We start from the raw sequence: 19,123 nt of genomic DNA, 5'->3' as shown, positions 1-19,123 counted from the left end.
CCTGGCCGCCGAGCCGGACTCCGCCGCGCAGCGGGACTCCGGCTCGGCGGCCAGGCGAACCCGCGTCACGCCGGGAGGCGGACCTCGAACCGGCAGCCGCCGCTGACGTTGACCACGCCCACCGAACCCCGGTGGGCCTCGACGATGCCGCGCACGATCGCCAGGCCCAGGCCCGCGCCGCCGTCGGGTCCGGGCGTACGCGCGTGCGAACCGCGCCAGCCGGTGTCGAACACGCGCCCGAGGTCTTCCTCGGGGATGCCGCCGCATGCGTCGGTCACGGTCACCACCGCGCCGCCGTCCGGAACTCCGGTCACCGCGACCGCGACCGTGCCGTCGGTGGGGGTGTGCCGGATGGCGTTGACCAGCAGGTTCGTCAGCGCCCGCGACATTTCCCGGCTGTCCACCCGCACCGGCACCGGCTCGACGGCGCCGCCTTCCAGGCGCACCGCGCGGGACCGGGCGAGCACCTCGGTGCCGGCCAGCGCGTCGCCGACCAGGTCGTACAGCGACACGCGCGACAGGGTCAGTTGCAGCGCGCCGGCCTGGATGCGGGAGAGTTCGAACAAGTCGTCGACCATGCCGCTGAGCCGGTCGACCTCGATGCGGATGCGCCGGTGGTAGCGCGCCGGGTCGGCGGCCACGCCGTCCTCGAGCGATTCGGCCATCGCGCGGAGCCCGGCAAGCGGAGTGCGCAGGTCGTGCGAGATCCACGCGATCAGCTCGCGCCGCGACTGCTCGACCGCACGCTCCCGGGCTCTCGCCTCGGTCAGCCGGGCGCTGGTGCGCTCCAACTCGCGGCTCAGTTCGGCGAGTTCCACTATCGACGAGGGCCGCGGAGGCCGGTAGGCGGAGTCCTGCCCGGCGGACGCCGAGCCCAGCCCGTGGGCGGCCTGCTGCAGTGCCCGGACGTCGGCGACCACCGGGCGGCCGAGCAGCGCGGCCACGCCCACGGCCAGCACGGCCGAGACCCCGCACACCACCATCATCACGGTCAGGTCGTGCGCGGACAGGAACATCGCCTGCGCGACGCCGACCGTGCCGGCCGCCATCGCCGCGACGGTGACCACCGACACCGCGCCGAGCGCGACGGAGAGCGGGCGGTGCCGGGTGAACCGCAGGCCTCCCATGCCGACCGCGGTCACCACCAGGCCGCAGGCCGCGGCGATGAGGCAGATGAGGAGGAAGTCGTTCAGCGGCACGAGGTGTCCTGAGCCGACGCGGCGACGGGGGGCACGGGACCGGACGAACGCGGCGGCGGGGCACCGGGCGACGGCGGGCCGGCCGGGCTGCCGGTCGGACTGCCCGCGGCGGGCCCGGGCAGCGTCCCCCGGGCCGGACCGGTCCCGGTGCGGTCCCCGGGCGCGCCGGGCTCCGGCGGCTCCCCCGCGTCGAGCCGGTAGCCGACGCCCCAGACGGTGGCGAGGAGCCGCGGTGCGGCCGGGTCGTCCTCGATCTTCTCGCGCAGCCGGCGCACGTGCACGGTCACCGTGGACCGGTCGCCGAACGACCAGCCCCACACCTCGTGCATCAGCTCCTCGCGGGAGAACACCCGTCCGGGATGCCGCAGCAGGAAGCACAGCAAGTCGAACTCGCGTGCGGTCAAGGCCAGCTCGCGGCCGTCCCGGGTCACCCGGTGGGCGGCGACGTCCACCTCGATGCCGGCGTGCCGGAGCAGTTCGACCGGGCCGCCCGTCGACGCCGCGGCCGCGGCGGCTGCGGCGCCGGTACGGCGCAGCACGGACCGCACCCGCAGCACCAGTTCCCGCGGGCTGAAGGGCTTGGTGACGTAGTCGTCCGCGCCGATCTCCAGACCGAGCACCCGGTCGCTCTCCTCGCCGAGCGCGGTCAGCATGACCACCGGCACGGGTCCGCGGCGGCGCAGCCGCCGGCACACCTCCAGGCCGTCCATGCCGGGCAGCATGAGGTCGAGGACCACCAGGTCGGGCAGGGTCTGCTCGGCCATCGCCAGGGCGGTGGGGCCGTCCGGCGCGTGCGCGGTGGCGAACCCGGCACGGCGCAGGTAGTCGACGACCACCTCGGCCACGGTGGGGTCGTCGTCGACGACCAGGACGGTGCCCGCGATGCCTGTCATACGGCCGAGTCTAGGGACGCGCACCCCGCACGCCGGATTCCTTCGGCACTCCGTTCGGATTCCGTAAGGCCCCGCACGGCAAGCGGGTGACGTACGAATTTCGTAAGCACGCCGCGCCCGGGAATCGGGTCGCGGTCTGCCTAGCGTGAGGGACATGGATGCCGCCTCTTTCTCCGGGGCCACGCCCCCGAGTCCGCCTCCCTCCCCCGCCGTGGACGTCGTACTGCCGTGCCTGGACGAGGCCGGCGCACTGCCCTGGGTCCTTGCCCGCATGCCGTCCGGCTACCGGGCGATCGTCGTCGACAACGGCTCGACCGACGGCTCCGCGGAGCTGGCCCGCAGCCTCGGGGCGGTGGTGGTCGACGAGCAGGCCCGCGGCTTCGGCGCGGCGTGCCACGCCGGGCTTTCGGCGGCCACCGCACCTGTCGTGTGCTTCTGCGACTGCGACGCCTCGCTCGACCCCGCGGAACTCCCGTACGTGGCAGATCCGGTGCTCGCCGGTGACGCGGACCTGGTGCTGGGCCGCCGCCGGCCGGCCACCCTCGGCGCCTGGCCGCCGCATGCCCGCGTCGCGAACCGCGTGCTGGCCCGCCGGCTGCGGGCGCGGACCGGGGCCCGGCTGCACGACCTCGGACCGATGCGGGCGGCGCGGCGCGAGGATCTGCTCGGCCTCGGGCTGGCCGACCGCCGGTCCGGCTATCCGCTGGAGATGGTGGTGCGGGCCGCCGAGGCGCAGTGGCGGATCCGGGAGACGGACGTGCGCTACCTCCCGCGCACCGGGCGTTCGAAAGTGACCGGGACAGTACGCGGGACGATCACCGCGGTGCGCGACATGAGCGCGGTGCTGGCCCGTGTCTGATTCCGGCACCACTCTGCTCGTCATCGCGAAGGCGCCGGTACCCGGCCGCGTGAAGACCCGGCTGACTCCTGGGCTCACGCACCGCGAGGCCGCCGACGTCGCCGAGGCGGCGCTCGCCGACACCCTGGAGGCGGTACGCGCGACCCCCGCCGCCCGCCGGATCCTGGTGCTCGACGGTGTGCCGAGCCCGTGGTTCCCGACCGGCTTCGAGGTCGTCCCGCAGTGCGCCGGAGGGCTGGACGCCCGGCTGGCCGCGGCGTTCGCGCTGTGCCGGGGGCCCGCGCTGCTGGTCGGCATGGACACGCCGCAGGTCACCCCCGCGCTCCTGGGCTCGGTCGACTGGGACGCGGCCGACGCGTGGTTCGGCCCGGCCGCCGACGGCGGCTTCTGGGCACTCGGCCTGCGCCGGCCCGATCCGGAACTGCTGCGCGGCGTACCGATGTCGGTGCCGCACACCGGCGCGGCGCAGCGGTCCCGGCTGACCGCAGCCGGTCTGGCCGTGCGGGACCTGCCGCAGCTCGACGACATCGACACCGCCGACGACCTCGCGCACGTGGCCGCCCTGGCCCCGCACACCCGCACGGCCCGGCTGGCCCGCGCGTTGGGCGTCGCGGACGGCACGGTCGCGGACGGCACGGCCACGGACAGCACGGCCACGGACGGCACGCTCACGGACCACCCGCCGGGAGCCCGGGTATCCGCTCCGGGCCGCATCGGGGTCCTCGCGTGACGGCGGCCGCGTCGCCGTCCGGGAGCCTCCGGTCGCCGCGGGGCGTGCCGGAGGCGTCCTCTCCCCGGCCGGCGGATGTGCCGGTCCCGGCCCCGGACATCCGCGACGCGCGTGCCACCGCGCCGTACGAACGGGCCTTGCAGGACGGCGGTCCGCTCTTCCTGGTCCGGGCCGACGGGCGGCGCGAGAGCCTGGACGTCGACCGCTGGAAGGCGGGTGCGGACGCGGACGACGAGACGCTGCTGGCGCGCTGCGCCGGGCCGACGCTCGACATCGGCTGCGGGCCCGGGCGCCTGGCGGCGGCACTCGTGCGGCGCGGCGTCCCGGCGCTGGGCATCGATGTCGCGCCGGCCGCGGTCCGGTTGACCGCCGCGGCCGGCGCCGCGGTGCTGCGCCGTTCGGTGTTCGACCCGCTCCCGGGGGAAGGGCGCTGGTCGGCGGCGCTGCTGGCGGACGGGAACATCGGCATCGGCGGCGATCCCGGCGCGCTGCTCGACCGGGTCCGCGAACTCCTGTGCCCTGGCGGCGTGCTGCTGGTCGAGACGGACGCCGCGGATCCCGGCGCGCACGAGCGGTTCGCGGCGCGCGTCGAGGATGCGCAGGGCCGGCGCGGCGCACCGTTCCGCTGGGCGCGCGTCGGCACCCGCGCGCTCGCCGGTCTGGCCGGTGCCCGCGCGTTCACTCCGCATGCGGCGTGGCGCACGGAAGGACGGGCGTTCGCGGCGCTCGTGCGCTGCGGCTGACCCGTCCTTCCAGGCGGGCCGGGCGGCTATCCGCGCCCGGCCCGCCATTTGCGTACCGCGATGGTGATGCCGGTGACGGCGAGGACCACGCCCCAGACCACGGCCAGGTTGCGGCCGTAGTCGAGCGGCAGCACGGACGGGTTCGGCGGCGTGCCGGGCCGCACCAGGGCCGGCAGCGCGATCAGCGTGGCGGCGATGCCGACGGCGAGGCCGCCGAGGAAGGTGCGCCGCACCCAGGGCGCCGGGCCGCGGCCGGGTGCCGCGCGCATGGCGGCCGCGCCGAGCACGAACACGAGGACGGCGAAGACCGCGTCGTGCAGGAGCAGGCCGCCGACGAGCCACTCGGCGACTCCCCACTTGTCGGTGTAGGCCGGTTCGTCGAGGAGTCCGGCGATGCCGTAGCCGATCCCGGCCAGGCCGGCGGCGCCGAGCAGCGTCCGGGCGACCCGGACCGCGGTGGACGCGGGCGCGGCGGTGCCCGACGGGCCGCCTTGGGAGGAGCGGTCCGGATCGGGCCGGTCCGGGGTGTCGTGCGGCGTCGGCTCGTCCGCCGCGGGCTCGTCCGTCACGTCAGGACCTCCATCCGGTCCACCCACTTGGTCTGCAGCACGCCGGGCCGGTTCGGGGCGATGATCCGTGCCGGGTAGCCGTGGTCCTCGTCCAGCGTCTCGCCGTTGAGGCCGAGGGCCAGCAGCGTCAGCGGGTCGCGGGTGTAGTCGTGCCGCATCTCCATGACGGAGTACGGGCTGCCGAGTTCCAGCGAGACCACCCGGAGCGTGGCGTCCCGGGGCGCGCCCGCGCGGTCCATCAGGTCGCGGATCCGCACCCCGGTCCAGCTCGCCGACGCGCTCCAGCCTTCGACGCAGGCGATGGGGAGGGTCACCGTGTGCTGCGGCATCGCCAGCAACTCCGCGCGGGACAGCGAGAATCCCCGTGGGCCGGCCACGGTGAGCCGCCACCCGGGGTCGCGGATCGGGGTCAGGACCGCGGCGGCCGCGGCGGTCCTGTTGACCGGCAGGTCCTGGGGTCCGACGCCGGGCTTGCGCGGTGCGAGCAGGGAGACCTTGGCGAGCGGCGAGACCGTCTGGCCGACCGTCGCGAGGGTGACGACACCCACCGAGGCACCCAGGACGGCGAGCAGCCCGCGGCGGCTCGGCGCATCGGCGGAGCTGCCGTCGCCGGCCGCGGAGGGCGACGCCGCGGGCAGTACCTCGGGACCGCGGCGCCAGTGCTCGGTGATGACCGGGAGTTGCACCCCGATGTGCAGCACGAGTGCGCCGGTGGCGACCCAGCCGATCCAGTAGTGCACCGGGACGAACGCGAACGGCCACGGGTACCACTGCACGATGTTGATCAGACCGGTCGCCAGTTCGAAGATGGCGGCGGCGACCAGGACCGCGATCGACAGCCGTTCGAGTGCGTGGCGTACCGAACGGGCCGGCGGCCAGGCGAACAGCCGCGGGTAGACCACCCACAGCTTGACCAGCAGCAGCGGCACCGCGGCGATGCCGGTCGCGACGTGCAGCCCTTGGCTCACCCGGTACCCCCACACCGGGCGGCTGGGGAAGGCGAGCCAGCCCGGCTGGTGCTGCATCAGGTGGCTGAGCAGGCCGGTCAGGAAGCACACCGCGAACGAGACGCCCAGCAGGCGGCCGACGACGACTGCCGTGCGCGGGTCGTGCAGGGCGCTGCGGAAGGCTCCCTCGCGGAGCGGGCCGCGGCGCAGCGCTGCGGGGGGTTCGGGCAGCGGGATGTCGGGAACGTGCCCGCGCGGGACGGAGATGCGGCTCATGCCGCGGCCCCGGTGCGCCCGGCGGCCGCATCCGCCGAGCGCGGCCTCTTCTCGCTTCGCTCGCATTGCATGCTCATGTCCGCACTCAATCCCCGAAACGGGCCTGATGTACCGCTCCGGGTGCTTACGGAGTGCTGACGTGTCGCCGCGGCGGGCGGCCCGGCGGCGTTCGGCCTGCCAGGGTCGGGGCATGGAATCCCGTCGTCGCCAAGGTGCCGCCGTCGCGATCGCGGTGTCGGCCGCCGCCCTCGGGGTCGGGCTCGGCGCCACTCTCGCCTACGCCGTGCACGGCCCGCACACGCGTCCCGGCGACTACGGCACCTACGCCGTGTACGGGGCCGCCTGGGCGCTGTTCGCGGCGGCGGCGTACGTGGTGATCCGCCATGTGCCGCGCCGGGCCGCAGTGCCGATGATCCTGATCGGTGCCGTCGCGTTCCAGCTCGTCGCGATGTCCGCGCCGCCGCAGACAAGCGACGATTCCTACCGGTACGCCTGGGACGGGCGTGTGCAGGCGGCCGGGATCTCGCCGTACCAGTACGCGCCGCAGGATCCGGAACTGCGGGAACTGCGCGACGAGTGGCTCTTCCCGTCGGGGGACTGCACGGGGTGGTTGGAACACCCGCTGCCGGACGGCACCTGCACCATGATGAACCGTCCTGCCGTGCACACGATCTATCCGCCGGTCGCGCAGTTCTGGTACCGCGCGGTACACGCGGTCACACCCGACGGCGGGCGTGAGCCGGTGCAGGCCGCGGCTGCGCTGGTCGCGCTGGCCGTCACGGTCGCGCTGCTGCTGGTGCTGCGCCGCTTCGGCCGCGACCCCCGGCATGCGGTGCTGTGGGCGTGGTGCCCGATGGTGGTGCTGGAGTCCGGCAACAACGCGCATGTGGACGGGCTCGGCGTGCTGTTCATGGTGCTCGGGCTGGCCGCGGTGGCGGCGCGGCGTCCGGTGCTGGGCGGGCTGCTCGCCGGGGCTGCGGTGGCCACGAAGATGTTCCCGGCCGCGTCCCTGGTCGGCGCGGCGCGGCGGCGGCCGTGGGTCACCTGGGGCACGGCCGCCGCGACCGTCGTGGTCTCGTACGTGCCGTACTTGCTCATGTCCGGCTCCGCGGTCGTCGGCTACCTGCCGGGCTATCTGCGCGAGGAACGCTACGAGGACGGCGCCCGCTTCGCGCTGCTGGGGCTGGTGCTGCCGGATCGGGCGACACCGTACGCCGCGGTGGCCGTGCTGGTCGCCACGGCCGTGCTGGTGATGCGCCGTTCCGATCCGGATCGGCCGTGGGGCGCGGCGCTGACCATGATCGGGGTCCTGCTGCTCGTCCTGGCGCCCGCTTACCCCTGGTACGCGCTCATGCTGGTCGGGCTGGTGGTCCTCGACGGGCGGGCCGAGTGGATGGCGGTCGGCCTGGCCGGCTACGCGCTCTACTTCCTGTGGACGCTCGGGCTCACACCGGAGCAGGTCGAGACCGTGCACGTCGGCGCGTACGGGGCCGCGCTGCTGGTCGTCGCGGGGACCGCGGCGGCCCGGGCGTACCTGCGGCGCAGGGTGGCCGACGAGCCGCAACTGCCTCCGGTCACGGCCGCCGCGGTCTGACCGATACCTGGCCGACTAGATACAAGAGAATCTAGCTGAGTGAAGATGTGAACGGCATGTGTCGTCCTGAGCAGGGAGCTATTCCAAGCAGCAGTGTTCTGGCATATATAGAGGGCAGGTCTGCTTCAGGGCGGTGCCGCGTGCCGCGCGGAGCCGGCGGGCCCGGTGCCGGAACGTCGAGGAGCAGCACGCATGAAAGCCGTCATGGTCATGTTCGACAGCCTCAATCGGCGCTATCTGCCGCCGTACGGCGCCGCGGACTGGATCCACGCGCCGAACTTCGCGCGGCTGGCCGAGCGGACCGCGACCTTCGACAACTGCTACGCGGGGAGCATGCCGTGCATGCCGGCCCGGCGCGAACTGCACACCGGGCGGCACAACTTCCTGCACCGGAGCTGGGGCCCGCTGGAGCCGTTCGACGACTCCTGCCCGCAGATGCTCGGCGATGCGGGCGTCTACACCCACCTGGCCACCGACCACCAGCACTACTGGGAGGACGGCGGCGCGACGTACCACGGCCGCTACCGCACCCACGAGTTCTTCCGCGGCCAGGAGGGCGACTTCTGGAAGGGCCACGTCGCCGATCCGGAGATCCCGGAGAGCCTGAAGACGATGCGCGGCGAAGCGTGGCGCCAGGACTGGATCAACCGCACGTACCTCACGCGCGAGGAGGACCAGCCGCAGACGAAGACGTTCGACGCCGGGCTGGAGTTCATCGCGCGCAACCGGGCGGAGGACAACTGGTTCGTGCAGATCGAGACCTTCGACCCGCACGAGCCGTTCTTCAGCCAGCAGCACTACAAGGATCTCTACCCGCACGACTACGACGGCCCGCAGTACGACTGGCCCGACTACCGGATGGTCCTGGAGACCCCCGAGCAGGTCGAGCACGTGCGCCGCGAGTACGCCGCCCTGCTGTCCATGTGCGACCGCAACCTCGGCCGGGTCCTGGACGCGATGGACGAGCAGGGCCTGTGGGACGACACCATGCTCATCGTCTGCACCGACCACGGCTTCCTGCTGGGCGAGAAGGGCTGGTGGGGCAAGAACGTCCAGCCCTGGTACGACGAGACCATCCACACGCCGCTGTTCATATGGGACCCGCGCAGCCGCGTGCGGGGCGAACGCCGCGACGCCCTCGTGCAGACCATCGACATCGGGCCCACGCTCCTCGAATTCTTCGGCGTCGACCGCACCGCCGACATGATGGGCGTGCCGCTGCGCGCCACCGTCGCGGACGGCACCCCGGTCCGCGAGGCCGGGATCTTCGGTGCGTTCGGCGGGCATGTCTCGGTCACCGACGGGCGCCACGTCTACATGCGCGCCTGCGCGACCGCGGCGAACGAACCGCTGTCCGAGCACACCCTCATGCCCGCGCACATGCGCGGCCTGTTCACGGTCGGGGAACTGCGCGGCGCCGAGCTGGTCCCGGGCGGCACCTACGCCTTCACCAAGGGCACGCCGGTGCTCAAGGTGCCCGGCTTCGCGCTCTCCCCCGCCCGGTTCGGCAGCCTGCTGTTCGACCTGCACACCGACCCGGAGCAGGAGAACCCGCTGGTCGACGACGACCTCGAACTGCGCATGGCCAATCTCCTCGCCGACGTGATGCGCGCCGCGGACGCCCCCGCGGAGCAGTACGAGCGCCTCGGCCTGCCGCCGGTCGGCCCCGTCGGGCCCGAGCACCTCCTGGTCGGCAAGCAGCGCAGCGCGGCGGTGGAGGAACTCCCGCTCGATCCGTCGGAGTTCCCGGACGGGCCGAGCAGCGTGCACACCCCGCTCCGCGAGCTCGCCGCGGACCCCGCGAGCGAGCAGGTGCTGCGCGACGCCGGGCTCGGCCGCGTCCTGGACGGCAGCCTGCTCCGCATGGTCGGCGATGCGAGCCTGCTGCAAGTCGCCCAGCTCGCAGGCGGGCTGCTGCCGCCGAACACGGTACGGACGATCGCCACCGCCCTCGCCGCCCTGCCCGGTTCCGCAGCGGCTCCGGTCCAGGTAGCAGCCGGCGCGCCGGAGGGGACGTCCGCGTGAGCCCGCATGACCCGCGCCCCAACATCCTGTGGGTGGTCAGCGAGGACTGCCCGCCGCGCTTCGGCTGCTACGGCGATCCGCACGCGGCCACCCCGCACGTCGACGAACTGGCCGCCCGGGGAACGCTCTTCGAGCACGCGTACAGCGCCGCGCCGGTGTGCGCACCGTCCCGCTACGCGCTGCTGACCGGCCTCGCCCCCGAGAGCAACGGGCCCGCCCACCACATGCGGGCCGAGGCGCGGCATCCGGCCGGGATGCCGACGTACCCCGAGGTCATCCGAGGCCTCGGCTACTACTGCACCAACAACGCCAAGACCGACTACAACTGCGACATCGACCCGCAGGCCGTCTGGGACGACTCCTCGCCCGCCGCGCACTGGCGCAACCGGCCCGAAGGCGCGCCGTTCCTGGCGGTGTTCAACTACGACGCGACCCACGAGAGCGCGGTGTTCGGCGGCGGCGACTCGCCCGTGCCGCCCGAGGCCGTACGGGTGCCCGAGTACCTCCCCGACACCCCCGAGGTCCGGCAGGACATCGCCGGGTACTACGCGCAGATCGCCGGTTTCGACGCCTTCCTCGGCTCGCTGCTGGCGCAACTGGAGGAGGACGGGCTGCGCGGCGACACCGTCGTCCTGCACACCTCCGACCACGGCGGCGTCAATCCGCGCTCGAAGCGGTGGTGCTACAACGAGGGCCTGCACGTCCCGCTGATCGTCTCCGCACCCGAGCGGTTCGCGCATCTGCTGCCGCCGCCCGGGACGCGGGTCGCGGCCGCGGTCGGCACGATCCGGATCCCGCCCACGCTGATCGACCTGGCCGGCGGCGCGGTCCCCGGCCACATGCAGGGAACGAGCCTGCTGCGCACCGGATTCGACGCGGCAGGCGAGCTCGCGTTCGGCATGCGCAACCGCATGGACGCCCGGTACGACATGGTCCGCACGGTCCGGGACGCCCGGTACCGCTACATCCGGAACTACACCCCGCACCGGCCGTACGGCATGCACCAGGCGTTCGCGTGGCTCGCCGCGGGCTACCGGTCCTGGGAGGCCGAGCACCTCGCGGGCCGCCTCGACGCCACCCGGTCGGCGTTCTGGCAGGCCAAGCCGGGCGTCGAGCTGTACGACACCGTCGCCGACCCGGACCAGGTGCGCAATCTGGCCGGGGACCCGGCGTACGAGGACGTCGAACGCCGGCTCGCCGGTGCCCTGCGCGCGCACATGCTGGAGGTGCACGACAACGGCTTCCTCCCCGAGGGGGCACCGGCGGAGGGCCACGCGGCAAGCCGGGTGCCGGGTGCGTACCCGCTGGAGCGCATCCTCGCCGTGGCCGACGCGGTACCCCGGCAGGACCCCGCCGACCTGCCGCTGCTCACCGCCGCGCTGGCCGACGCCGATGCCACCGTGCGGCGCTGGGCGGCGATCGGCATCCTCGCGCTCGGCAGCAAGGCGCTCGACGCCGTCCCGGTGCTGCGTCCGCTGCTGGGCTCCGGCGACGCCCCGGGCTCCGAGGCCGACCCGTTCGTCCGGATCCCGTGCGCGGAGGCCCTCGCCCGGTACGCCGGCGACGAGGATGCGGTCGCCGAACTCGCCCGCCGGGCCGGGCCGGAGAACCCGCGGCCGGTTCGCCTGGAGGCGCTGGACGCGCTGACCGCGCTGCCCCTGGACCGGGTCGGCAGGTTCCGCGACGTGGTCGCCGCGGCCGCCGAAGGCGACGAGTACGTCGGCGCCGCCGCGCGGTACCTGCTCTTCCGGCTGGACGGCACCTACACGCCGGACACGGTCGTCTTCGACATGGACGCCATGATCAAGGCCTGGGCCGCGGCGCAGGCTCGACCGCAGGAGGAGCCCGAGTCCCCGGAAGCGTGACGGCGCCGGCCACCGGAGTCGGGCGCCGGTGGCCGGCTGTTCATCACCTCGCCGGGCGGGTCACTTCAGGACGAAGGGGTTGCCGGTCGGCGCTCCGGTGTTGATCCAGACGCACTTGTCCTCCAGGTACGCGCCGATCGCGGCGATGCCGTTCTCGCGGCCGATGCCGGAGTCCTTGAAGCCACCGAAGGGAGCCAAGTAGCTCACTGCGCGGTAGGTGTTGACCCAGACCGTGCCGGAGCGGATGCGGTCGGCCATGCGGAAGGCACGGCCGATGTCGCTCGTCCAGACGCCCGCGCCGAGGCCGTAGCGGCTGTCGTTGGCGATCGCCACGGCTTCGTCCTCGTCCTGGAAGGGCACGACCGCGAGGACCGGGCCGAAGACCTCTTCCTGGGCGATCCGCATGCTGTTGTGCACGCCGGTGAAGACGGTCGGCTCGACGAACAGGCCGCCGCGGTCGGCGGGTTTGCCGCCGAGGACGAGCCGGGCGCCCTCCTTCTGCGCGACGTCGATGTAGTCGAGGACCTTGGCGTACTGGGCCGGGGTGGTGATCGGGCCGACCTGGGTCGCGGCGTCCATCGGGTCGCCGATCCGGGCGGTGGCCGCGAGGTCGACGAGGCGGGCCACGACCTCGTCGTGCACGCCGGCCTGGACCAGCAGGCGGGAACCGGCGATGCAGGTCTGGCCGGTGGCCGCGAAGATGCCGGACACCGCGCCGTTGACCGCGGACTCCAGGTCGGCGTCGGCGAAGACGATGTTCGGCGACTTGCCGCCGAGTTCGAGGCTGACGTGCTTGAAGTCCCGGGCCGCGGCCTGGTTGATGCGGCGGCCGGTGGCGTCCGAACCGGTGAAGCTGATCTTGCGGACCAGGGGGTGCTCGACCAGGGCCGCACCGACGTCCTGGCCGAAGCCGGCCACGACGTTGAAGACGCCCGGCGGCAGGCCCGCCTCGTGGCAGAGCCGGGCGAGTTCGAGCGTGGACGCGGAAGTGAACTCGGAGGGCTTGACCACCACCGTGCAGCCCGCGGCCAGGGCCGGGGCGAGCTTCCAGGCCAGGAGCAGGAGCGGGGAGTTCCACGGCGTGATGATCCCGACGACCCCGACCGGCTCCTTCTTCGTGAAGGCGAAGTAGCCCTTCTTGTCCAGCGGCGGGACAGTGCCCTCGATCTTGTCGGCGAGCCCGCCGTAGTAGTGGAACCACTGCGGGATGTACGCGACCTGCCCGTGCATCTCGGTGAACAGCTTGCCGTTGTCCCGCACTTCGAGCTCGGCCAGGTACTCGGCGTGCTCCGCGATGGCGTCGCCGAGCCGGCGCAGCAGGGCGCCGCGGGCACTCGCGGTCAGCTCGGCCCAGGGGCCGCTGTGCAGGGCGCGGTGTGCGGCCTCGGCGGCATCGCCGACGTCCTGCGCGGTGCCCTTGGCGATCTCGGCCCACGGGGTGCCCAGGAAGGGGTTGTCGGTCGGGAACCACTCGGCCCCGGCCGCCGCGCGGCTCTCGCCGTCGATGAACAACTCGTAGCGCTGCATGAGGTATCCGGTATCCCGCCTGTTCGAGGTGCTTCAAGGTGCTTCAGGTGCTTCGTGGGGCACGGTCGTGCCGTGTTCAGATGACGTTCTCGGCGCGCAGGGCGTCGATCTCGGCCGGCTCGCGGCCCAGCGCGGCCAGCACCGCTGCGGTGTGCTCGCCGACGGCCGGCACGTCGCCCATCCGGGCCTCGACGCCGGCCAGGTCCGCGGGCGGCAGGAGCGCGGGCACCGCGGTGCCGCCGGGTATGCCGACGTCGCGCCAGCGGCCGCGGGCTTCGAGGACCGGATGGGCGAGGAAGTCCGCGACGGTGTTGACGCCCGCGTTGGCGACGCCGATCCGGTCCAGCAGGTCCATTGCCTCCGCCGCGTCCAGTTCGGCGAAGCGCGCGGCGAGGACCACGTCCAGTTCGGCGCGGTTGGCCACCCGGTCCGACGGAGTGCCGAAGCGGGGGTCCGCGACCAGGTCGGGGCGCTTGAGGAACCGCTCGCACAGCGCCGCCCATTCGCGTTCGTTCTGGACGGTCAGCAGGACGTCGCGGCCGTCCGCGGCAGGGTAGGCGCCGTACGGGGCGATGGTGGCGTGCTGCGTGCCGATGCGCGGGGGCTGGGTGCCGCCGTGCCGGGTGTAGTACGCGGGCTGGCTCACCCATTCGGCCAGTGCCTCGAAGAGCGAGACCTCCACGGCCCGCGCGACGCCGGTGGCGGCCCGGGTGAAGAGCGCGGTGAGGATGCCGGAGTAGGCGTACATGCCGGCCGCGATGTCGGCGATCGACACGCCGACCCGGGCCGCGCCGTGCTCGTTGCCGGTCAGCGAGACCAGGCCGGTCTGGCACTGCACGAGCAGGTCGTACGCCTTGCGGTCGGCCCAGGGGCCGTCGGTGCCGTAGCCCGACACCGTGCAGGCGATCAGGTCCGGGAAGCGCGCCGCGAGGTCGGCCGCGCCCAGGCCCATGCGGGCGGCCGCGCCGGGGGCCAGGTTCTGGACGAACACGTCGGCTCCGGCGAGGAGTTCCTCGAGGATCGCGCGTCCGGCACCGGCCTTGAGGTCGAGCGTGACCGATTCCTTGCCCCGGTTGAGCCACACGAAGTAGCTGGACTCGCCGTGCACGGTGGTGTCGTAGCGGCGCGCGAAGTCGCCGCCGCCCGGGCGCTCCACCTTGACCACCCGGGCGCCGAGGTCGGCGAGCTGGCGGGTGGCGAACGGGGCGGCGACCGCCTGCTCGATGCTGACGACGGTGATGCCGGCGAGCGGCAGCCGTGCAGCAGGGTCGTCGCTCATGCGGCCTCCAAGGGCAGGGAACCGGCACCGGTCCCACCATCATGATGAGTGATGGCGTCCCAATTGAAATAGCATTCTGTGATGCCCCCATGCGGGCCTCGGATAGCCGGCACGACGCGGTACGGAAAGGCCCACCGTGGACATCAAGCAGCTCAGGGCCGTCGTCACGGTGGCCGAGGCGGGCAGCGTCACCCGGGCGGCGGAGCTGCTGCATCTCGTCCAGCCCGCGGTCACCCGGCAGATCCGCAGCCTGGAGAAGGAGCTCGGCATCGCGCTCTTCGAGCGGACCGGGCAGGGCATGCGGCCGACCAAGGCCGGCGCGATCATGGTCGACCGGGCCCGCCGCGCCCTCAACGAACTCGAACGCGCCCGCGCCGAGGTGCAGCCGCCGCCGGGCCAGGTCACCGGCATCGTCGCGGTCGGCCTGCTGGAGAGCACGAGCGACCTGCTGGCCGAGCCCCTCGTCGCGGCGCTCGGCCGCGAGCACCCCGGCGTCGTGCTGCAGCTGATCACCGCGTACTCGGGCCATCTCCAGCAGTGGCTCGCGGACGGCGACCTGGACCTCACCCTGCTCTACAACCTGGACAGCACTCCGGCCGTCAACGCGACCCCCCTCGTCCGCGAGCGCCTGTGGGCGGTCGCGCCGCCCGAGGCCGGCCTGCGCGCCGACGTCCCGGTGCCCTTCGCCGAGGCCGCCCTCCACCCCTTGGTCATGCCCGCGGCCGGGCACGCGCTCCGGGGCCTGATCGACGCCGCCGCGACCCGGGCCCGCACCGAGCTTTCCGTCGCCGTGCAGACCAACTCCATGCGCGTCCAGAAGCAACTCGTGGCCGCCGGGCACGGCTGGACGATCCTGCCCGGACTCGGCATCGCCGACGACGTCGAATCCGGCACGATCAGCGCGGCACCGCTGAGCGAGCCGGACATCTGGCGCTCGATCGTGCTCGCCACGCCGCGGTACGCCCGTACGCCGCCCGCGGTCGAGGTCGTGGCCCGCGAACTGGTCCACCTGATCGGCACCGCGGTGGCGCAGGGCCGCTGGCCTTCGGCCCTGGCACCCGGCGCCGGGGATCCGCCGGCCGATTCCTGAGCGGCCCCGGCGAGTCCTCGCCCGCACCAGAGCGCGCGCCATGGCCACCGCCCGCGGCCATGCCTCCCGCTCATGCGCCCATCACGCCTTTCTATTGTCCAACCCCGCCGCGCAGCACCGATGATCGAACACGGGCGGACGCCTATGCCGAGGCGTCCGCCCGTTCGTTCTGCCCTCATGCCCTCATCCCCCACGCGCCGCCGGAGGCACCGATGTCCGCCGCTCCCGAGACCGGCCCCGACGCGACGGCGTCCCTCGGCTCGTATGTCGCATCCTGGTGTCCGGCCCCGGTCACCGACGAAGACCCGCTGCTCGCCGGGCCGGTCGCCGCTCTCTCCGCGGTCCTCGACCTCCCCGCACCCGTCGCCCGCGACGGCGACCCGCTGCCGCCGCTGTGGCACTGGCTGCACTTCCTCCCGTGGCCCGCGCACCAGGCCCTCGGCGCCGACGGCCACCCGCGCGACGGGCATTTCCTGCCGCCCGTCCCGGACCGGCAGCGCATGTTCGCCGGCGGCCGCTGCACGATCACCGAACCGCTGCTCGTGGGCGAACCCGCCGAGCGCACAAGCAGCCTGCTCTCCATCACCGAGAAGCACGGCCGCACCGGCGATCTCCTCTTCGTCACCGAACGCCGCGAGTTCCGCCAGCGCGGTCGCACGTGCCTGGTCGAGGAACAGGACATCGTCTACCGCTCCGGCCGCAACGAAGCCCGGCACCCCCAAAGCCTGGACACGTCCGCACGCCCCGAAGCCGACGCCCCCTGGCAGCTCGCGCTTCAGCCGGACCCGCCGCTGCTCTTCCGCTTCAGCGCCCTGACCGCGAACGCCCATCGGATCCACTACGACGCGCCGTACTGCCGCGACGAGGAGGGCTACCCCGGGCTCGTCGTGCACGGCCCGCTCCTCGCCCTCCTCATGCTCGAACTCCCCCGCCGCCACGCACCGGCCCGGCAGGTCCGCGCCCTCTCTTACCGCCTCCGTGCACCGATCTTCGGCGGCGAACGCCTGGCCGCGTACGGAACGCCGACCACCACCGGCGCCATCCTCCGCACCGCCACCCACCGCGCGGGCGAACACGCCACGGCCGAGGTGGACTTCGCATGAACACCGAAACCCGCGACCGGATCGCCACCGCGACCACGCTGCTCTTCGTCCCCGGCAACCGCCCCGACCGCTTCGCCAAGGCGGCCTCCTCCGGCGCCGACCTCGTCATCCTCGACCTCGAGGACGCGGTGGCCCTCGCCGACAAGGACGAAGCCCGCGCCGCCGCGGACCGATGGCTCGCCGACGGCAACCAGGCGATCGTCCGCATCAACGCCCCCGGAACTCCCTGGTCCGCAGCCGACGTCGCGATGGCGGCCCGGCACGGCTGCCCCGTCATAGTGCCCAAGGCCGAGGACGCGGCGACGCTCGCGGACCTCGTGGCCCTCTCCGGCGCCCGCTGCGGCCTCATCGCTCTCGTCGAGACCGCGCTCGGCGTGGAACGCGCGTACGAGGTCTGCCGCGCACCGGGCGTGGTCCGCGCCGCCTTCGGCAACGTCGACCTCTCCGCCCAACTCGGCACGGCCCCCGACGACCACACGGCTCTGGCCTACGCTCGGTCCCGCCTCGTCGTCGCCTCCGCTGCGGCCGGCATCGCGCCGCCCGTCGACGGCGTCACCACCGCGCTGCGCGACCTCGACGCCCTCCGCACCGACATAGGCCACGCCCGCCGCCTCGGCTTCACCGCCAAGCTCTGCATCCACCCGGCGCAACTCCCGGGTGCGGCCCGGGGCTTCGCACCGTCTCCCGAAGAGGTCCGCTGGGCCGCAAGCGTCCTGGCCGCCGGAGACTCGGCCACCGCCATCGACGGCCACATGATCGACCGCCCGGTGCTGCTCCGCGCCGAACGCATCCTTGCCGCGGCCGCTGAGACGCCCGCCGCGCCCTGAACCTGCCGCTGCGCACGGGCCGCTGCGGCCCACCGCCGCCCACGGCCCGCACGGCCCGCACGGCGAAGGGGGCTTCCCGATCGGGAAGCCCCCTTCTTGCGTACCGCCGTCCGCCCCCGCGGACGTGCCGTCGGCCCGCGGGGCCCGCGGGGGGGGGGGGGCGCGGCGCGCCGGGCCGTGCAGTCGGCCCGCGGCCCGGCGGATCGGGATCCGCCGGGCCGCTCGACGCCGGGCGCAACGCCCGGGGTTCTCAGCGGGCGACGCGGTTGCGGCCGACCAACTGCTTGACGATGACGTTGCGCTGGATCTCGTTGGTGCCCTCGCCGACGATCATGAGCGGGGCATCGCGGAAGTAGCGTTCGACGTCGAACTCCGAGGAGTAGCCGTAGCCGCCGTGGATGCGGACCGCGTCGAGGGCGATCTCCATGGCCGTCTCGGAGGCGAAGAGTTTGGCCATGCCGGCTTCCATGTCGACGCGGTCGCCCTCGTCGTAGCGCTGGGCCGCGAACAGGGTGAGCTGGCGGGCGGCTTCGAGCTTGGTGGCCATGTTGGCGAGGTAGTTGCCGATGGACTGGTGCTTCCAGATCGGCCGGCCGAACGACTCGCGCTCCTGCGCGTAGCGCAGCGAGTCCTCCAGCGCGGCCCGGCCCACGCCGAGGGCGCGGGCGGCGACTTGGAGGCGGCCGACTTCGAGGCCGCGCATCATCTGGGCGAAGCCCTGGCCTTCCGCGGTGCCGAGGAGAGCGTCGGCCGGCACGTGCATGTCCTCGAAGACCAGCTCCGACGTCTCGACGCCCTTGTAGCCGAGCTTGTGCAGGTCGCGGGAGACCGTCAGGCCTTCGCCCTTCTCGACCAGCAGGATCGACACTCCCTTGTGCGCGGGTTCGGCGGCGGGGTCGGTCTTGCAGAGCAGGGCGACCAGGCCGGCCCGGCGGCCGTTGGAGATCCAGGTCTTCGAGCCGTTGACGACGTACTTGCCGCCCTCGGCGCGGGCGACGGTGCGCATGGCCTGGAGGTCCGAGCCGCCGCCGGGCTCGGTCAGGGCCATGGTGGCGCGCAGTTCGCCGGTGGCCAGCCGCGGCAGGTATTTGTCCTTCTGCTCCTGCGTGCCGTAGTCCAGGATCAGCTTGGCCACCACGGTGTGGCCGCCCATCGCGCCGGCCAGACTCATCCAGCCCCGGGCGAGTTCCTCGGTGACCAGCACGTAGCAGGCCGCGCTCACCTTCCCGTAGCCCCACGGCTCGGGCACGGCGAGCCCGTAGATCCCGAGCTCCTTCATCCCCTCGATGAGCTTCTCGGGGTAGATGTCCTCCGCTTCGAGGTCGTGTGCCACCGGTTTGACCTCGGAGTCGACGAACCGCCGCACGACGCCGACGAACTCGCGCTCTTCTCGCGAAAGCATGGACCCGCTCCCCTCGACACCCTGACCATCATCTGTTCAATAGTTTATCAAAGATAAAATCTTGCCGACACTCTCCTGGTGTCGCTTTCCCCACGAAAACGGGCGCGGTGCGGCAACCCGACAGGTGCCGCACCGCGCCCGGTGCGCCGGCGTCCGGCAGCCGTCAGTCCGCGAGCGCCTCGGCGACGGCCGCGG

At 73.6% G+C, this 19,123-nt stretch carries 16 protein-coding genes; 9 read left to right on the top strand and 7 right to left on the bottom strand.

From position 1 onward, the window contains the following. Window positions 1–65 precede the first annotated feature (65 nt). Together LZ495_RS16235 and LZ495_RS16230 are read right to left on the bottom strand one after the other, a co-directional pair. A complete protein-coding gene (locus LZ495_RS16235) occupies window positions 66–1,193 on the bottom strand; it encodes a sensor histidine kinase (protein ID WP_372498583.1) in 1,128 nt (375 codons plus the stop codon). Next, on the bottom strand, window positions 1,190–2,092 hold the full coding sequence (locus LZ495_RS16230; protein WP_235052920.1) for a response regulator transcription factor: 903 nt from the start codon (window positions 2,090–2,092) through the stop codon (window positions 1,190–1,192). Before LZ495_RS16230 ends, LZ495_RS16235 begins: the two co-directional genes overlap by 4 nt. Window positions 2,093–2,246: 154 nt before the next feature. Here LZ495_RS16230 and LZ495_RS16225 point away from each other — a divergent pair, with 154 nt between their 5' ends. The 3 genes from LZ495_RS16225 (at window position 2,247) to LZ495_RS16215 (ending at window position 4,424) form a co-directional block, all read left to right on the top strand. Further along, a complete protein-coding gene (locus LZ495_RS16225; protein ID WP_235052919.1) occupies window positions 2,247–2,951 on the top strand; it encodes a glycosyltransferase family 2 protein in 705 nt (234 codons plus the stop codon). Next, window positions 2,944–3,681 (top strand): TIGR04282 family arsenosugar biosynthesis glycosyltransferase, encoded by a 738-nt coding sequence (locus LZ495_RS16220; protein WP_235052918.1) that lies wholly within the window; start codon window positions 2,944–2,946, stop codon window positions 3,679–3,681. The genes LZ495_RS16225 and LZ495_RS16220 overlap by 8 nt, the downstream gene beginning before the upstream one ends. Before the next feature lie 77 nt (window positions 3,682–3,758). Beyond that, complete coding sequence (locus tag LZ495_RS16215) at window positions 3,759–4,424, top strand: class I SAM-dependent methyltransferase (RefSeq protein ID WP_235052917.1); 666 nt, start codon at window positions 3,759–3,761, stop codon at window positions 4,422–4,424. Between the two features lie 26 nt (window positions 4,425–4,450). Here LZ495_RS16215 and LZ495_RS16210 read toward each other — a convergent pair whose 3' ends face one another. Beyond that, window positions 4,451–4,993 carry a hypothetical protein gene (locus LZ495_RS16210; RefSeq protein ID WP_235052916.1) on the bottom strand — a complete coding sequence of 181 codons (543 nt, stop codon included), beginning with the start codon at window positions 4,991–4,993 and terminating at the stop codon, window positions 4,451–4,453. Further along, window positions 4,990–6,282, bottom strand: a complete 1,293-nt coding sequence (locus LZ495_RS16205; RefSeq protein ID WP_235052915.1) for a molybdopterin-dependent oxidoreductase — start codon at window positions 6,280–6,282, stop codon at window positions 4,990–4,992. Before LZ495_RS16205 ends, LZ495_RS16210 begins: the two co-directional genes overlap by 4 nt. 124 nt (window positions 6,283–6,406) lie before the next feature. Here LZ495_RS16205 and LZ495_RS16200 point away from each other — a divergent pair, with 124 nt between their 5' ends. The 3 genes from LZ495_RS16200 (at window position 6,407) to LZ495_RS16190 (ending at window position 11,700) form a co-directional block, all read left to right on the top strand. Then, entirely contained in the window at window positions 6,407–7,810 is a 1,404-nt protein-coding gene (locus tag LZ495_RS16200; RefSeq protein WP_235052914.1) for a glycosyltransferase 87 family protein, read from the top strand. A 192-nt stretch (window positions 7,811–8,002) separates the two neighbouring features. After that, complete coding sequence (locus tag LZ495_RS16195; protein WP_235052913.1) at window positions 8,003–9,835, top strand: sulfatase; 1,833 nt, start codon at window positions 8,003–8,005, stop codon at window positions 9,833–9,835. Continuing rightward, complete coding sequence (locus LZ495_RS16190) at window positions 9,832–11,700, top strand: sulfatase-like hydrolase/transferase (RefSeq protein ID WP_235052912.1); 1,869 nt, start codon at window positions 9,832–9,834, stop codon at window positions 11,698–11,700. Before LZ495_RS16195 ends, LZ495_RS16190 begins: the two co-directional genes overlap by 4 nt. A 60-nt stretch (window positions 11,701–11,760) precedes the next feature. On the opposite strand, the gene LZ495_RS16185 is transcribed toward LZ495_RS16190, so the two are convergent. Both LZ495_RS16185 and LZ495_RS16180 read right to left on the bottom strand, forming a co-directional pair. Continuing rightward, a complete protein-coding gene (locus LZ495_RS16185) occupies window positions 11,761–13,227 on the bottom strand; it encodes an aldehyde dehydrogenase (protein ID WP_235052911.1) in 1,467 nt (488 codons plus the stop codon). Between the two features lie 76 nt (window positions 13,228–13,303). Beyond that, window positions 13,304–14,506 (bottom strand): CaiB/BaiF CoA transferase family protein, encoded by a 1,203-nt coding sequence (locus LZ495_RS16180; protein WP_235052910.1) that lies wholly within the window; start codon window positions 14,504–14,506, stop codon window positions 13,304–13,306. A gap of 136 nt (window positions 14,507–14,642) precedes the next feature. Between LZ495_RS16180 and LZ495_RS16175 the strand changes: the two genes are divergently transcribed. The 3 genes from LZ495_RS16175 to LZ495_RS16165 all read left to right on the top strand — a co-directional run bounded on the left by LZ495_RS16175 (window position 14,643) and on the right by LZ495_RS16165 (window position 17,526). Beyond that, window positions 14,643–15,596, top strand: a complete 954-nt coding sequence (locus LZ495_RS16175; protein WP_235052909.1) for a LysR family transcriptional regulator — start codon at window positions 14,643–14,645, stop codon at window positions 15,594–15,596. Between the two features lie 212 nt (window positions 15,597–15,808). Continuing rightward, on the top strand, window positions 15,809–16,699 hold the full coding sequence (locus tag LZ495_RS16170) for an HTD2 family dehydratase (protein ID WP_235052908.1): 891 nt from the start codon (window positions 15,809–15,811) through the stop codon (window positions 16,697–16,699). Further along, window positions 16,696–17,526, top strand: a complete 831-nt coding sequence (locus LZ495_RS16165) for an HpcH/HpaI aldolase/citrate lyase family protein (RefSeq protein WP_235052907.1) — start codon at window positions 16,696–16,698, stop codon at window positions 17,524–17,526. Before LZ495_RS16170 ends, LZ495_RS16165 begins: the two co-directional genes overlap by 4 nt. A gap of 250 nt (window positions 17,527–17,776) precedes the next feature. On the opposite strand, the gene LZ495_RS16160 is transcribed toward LZ495_RS16165, so the two are convergent. Further along, window positions 17,777–18,928, bottom strand: a complete 1,152-nt coding sequence (locus tag LZ495_RS16160; RefSeq protein ID WP_235052906.1) for an acyl-CoA dehydrogenase family protein — start codon at window positions 18,926–18,928, stop codon at window positions 17,777–17,779. Between the last annotated feature and the right edge of the window lie 195 nt (window positions 18,929–19,123).

It is taken from the genome of Yinghuangia soli (genome assembly GCF_021502675.1).
In the GTDB taxonomy this organism is placed as follows: domain Bacteria; phylum Actinomycetota; class Actinomycetes; order Streptomycetales; family Streptomycetaceae; genus Yinghuangia; species Yinghuangia soli.
Note: the sequence above shows the minus strand (reverse complement) of the source record. Positions and strands in the feature narration are given on the sequence as shown.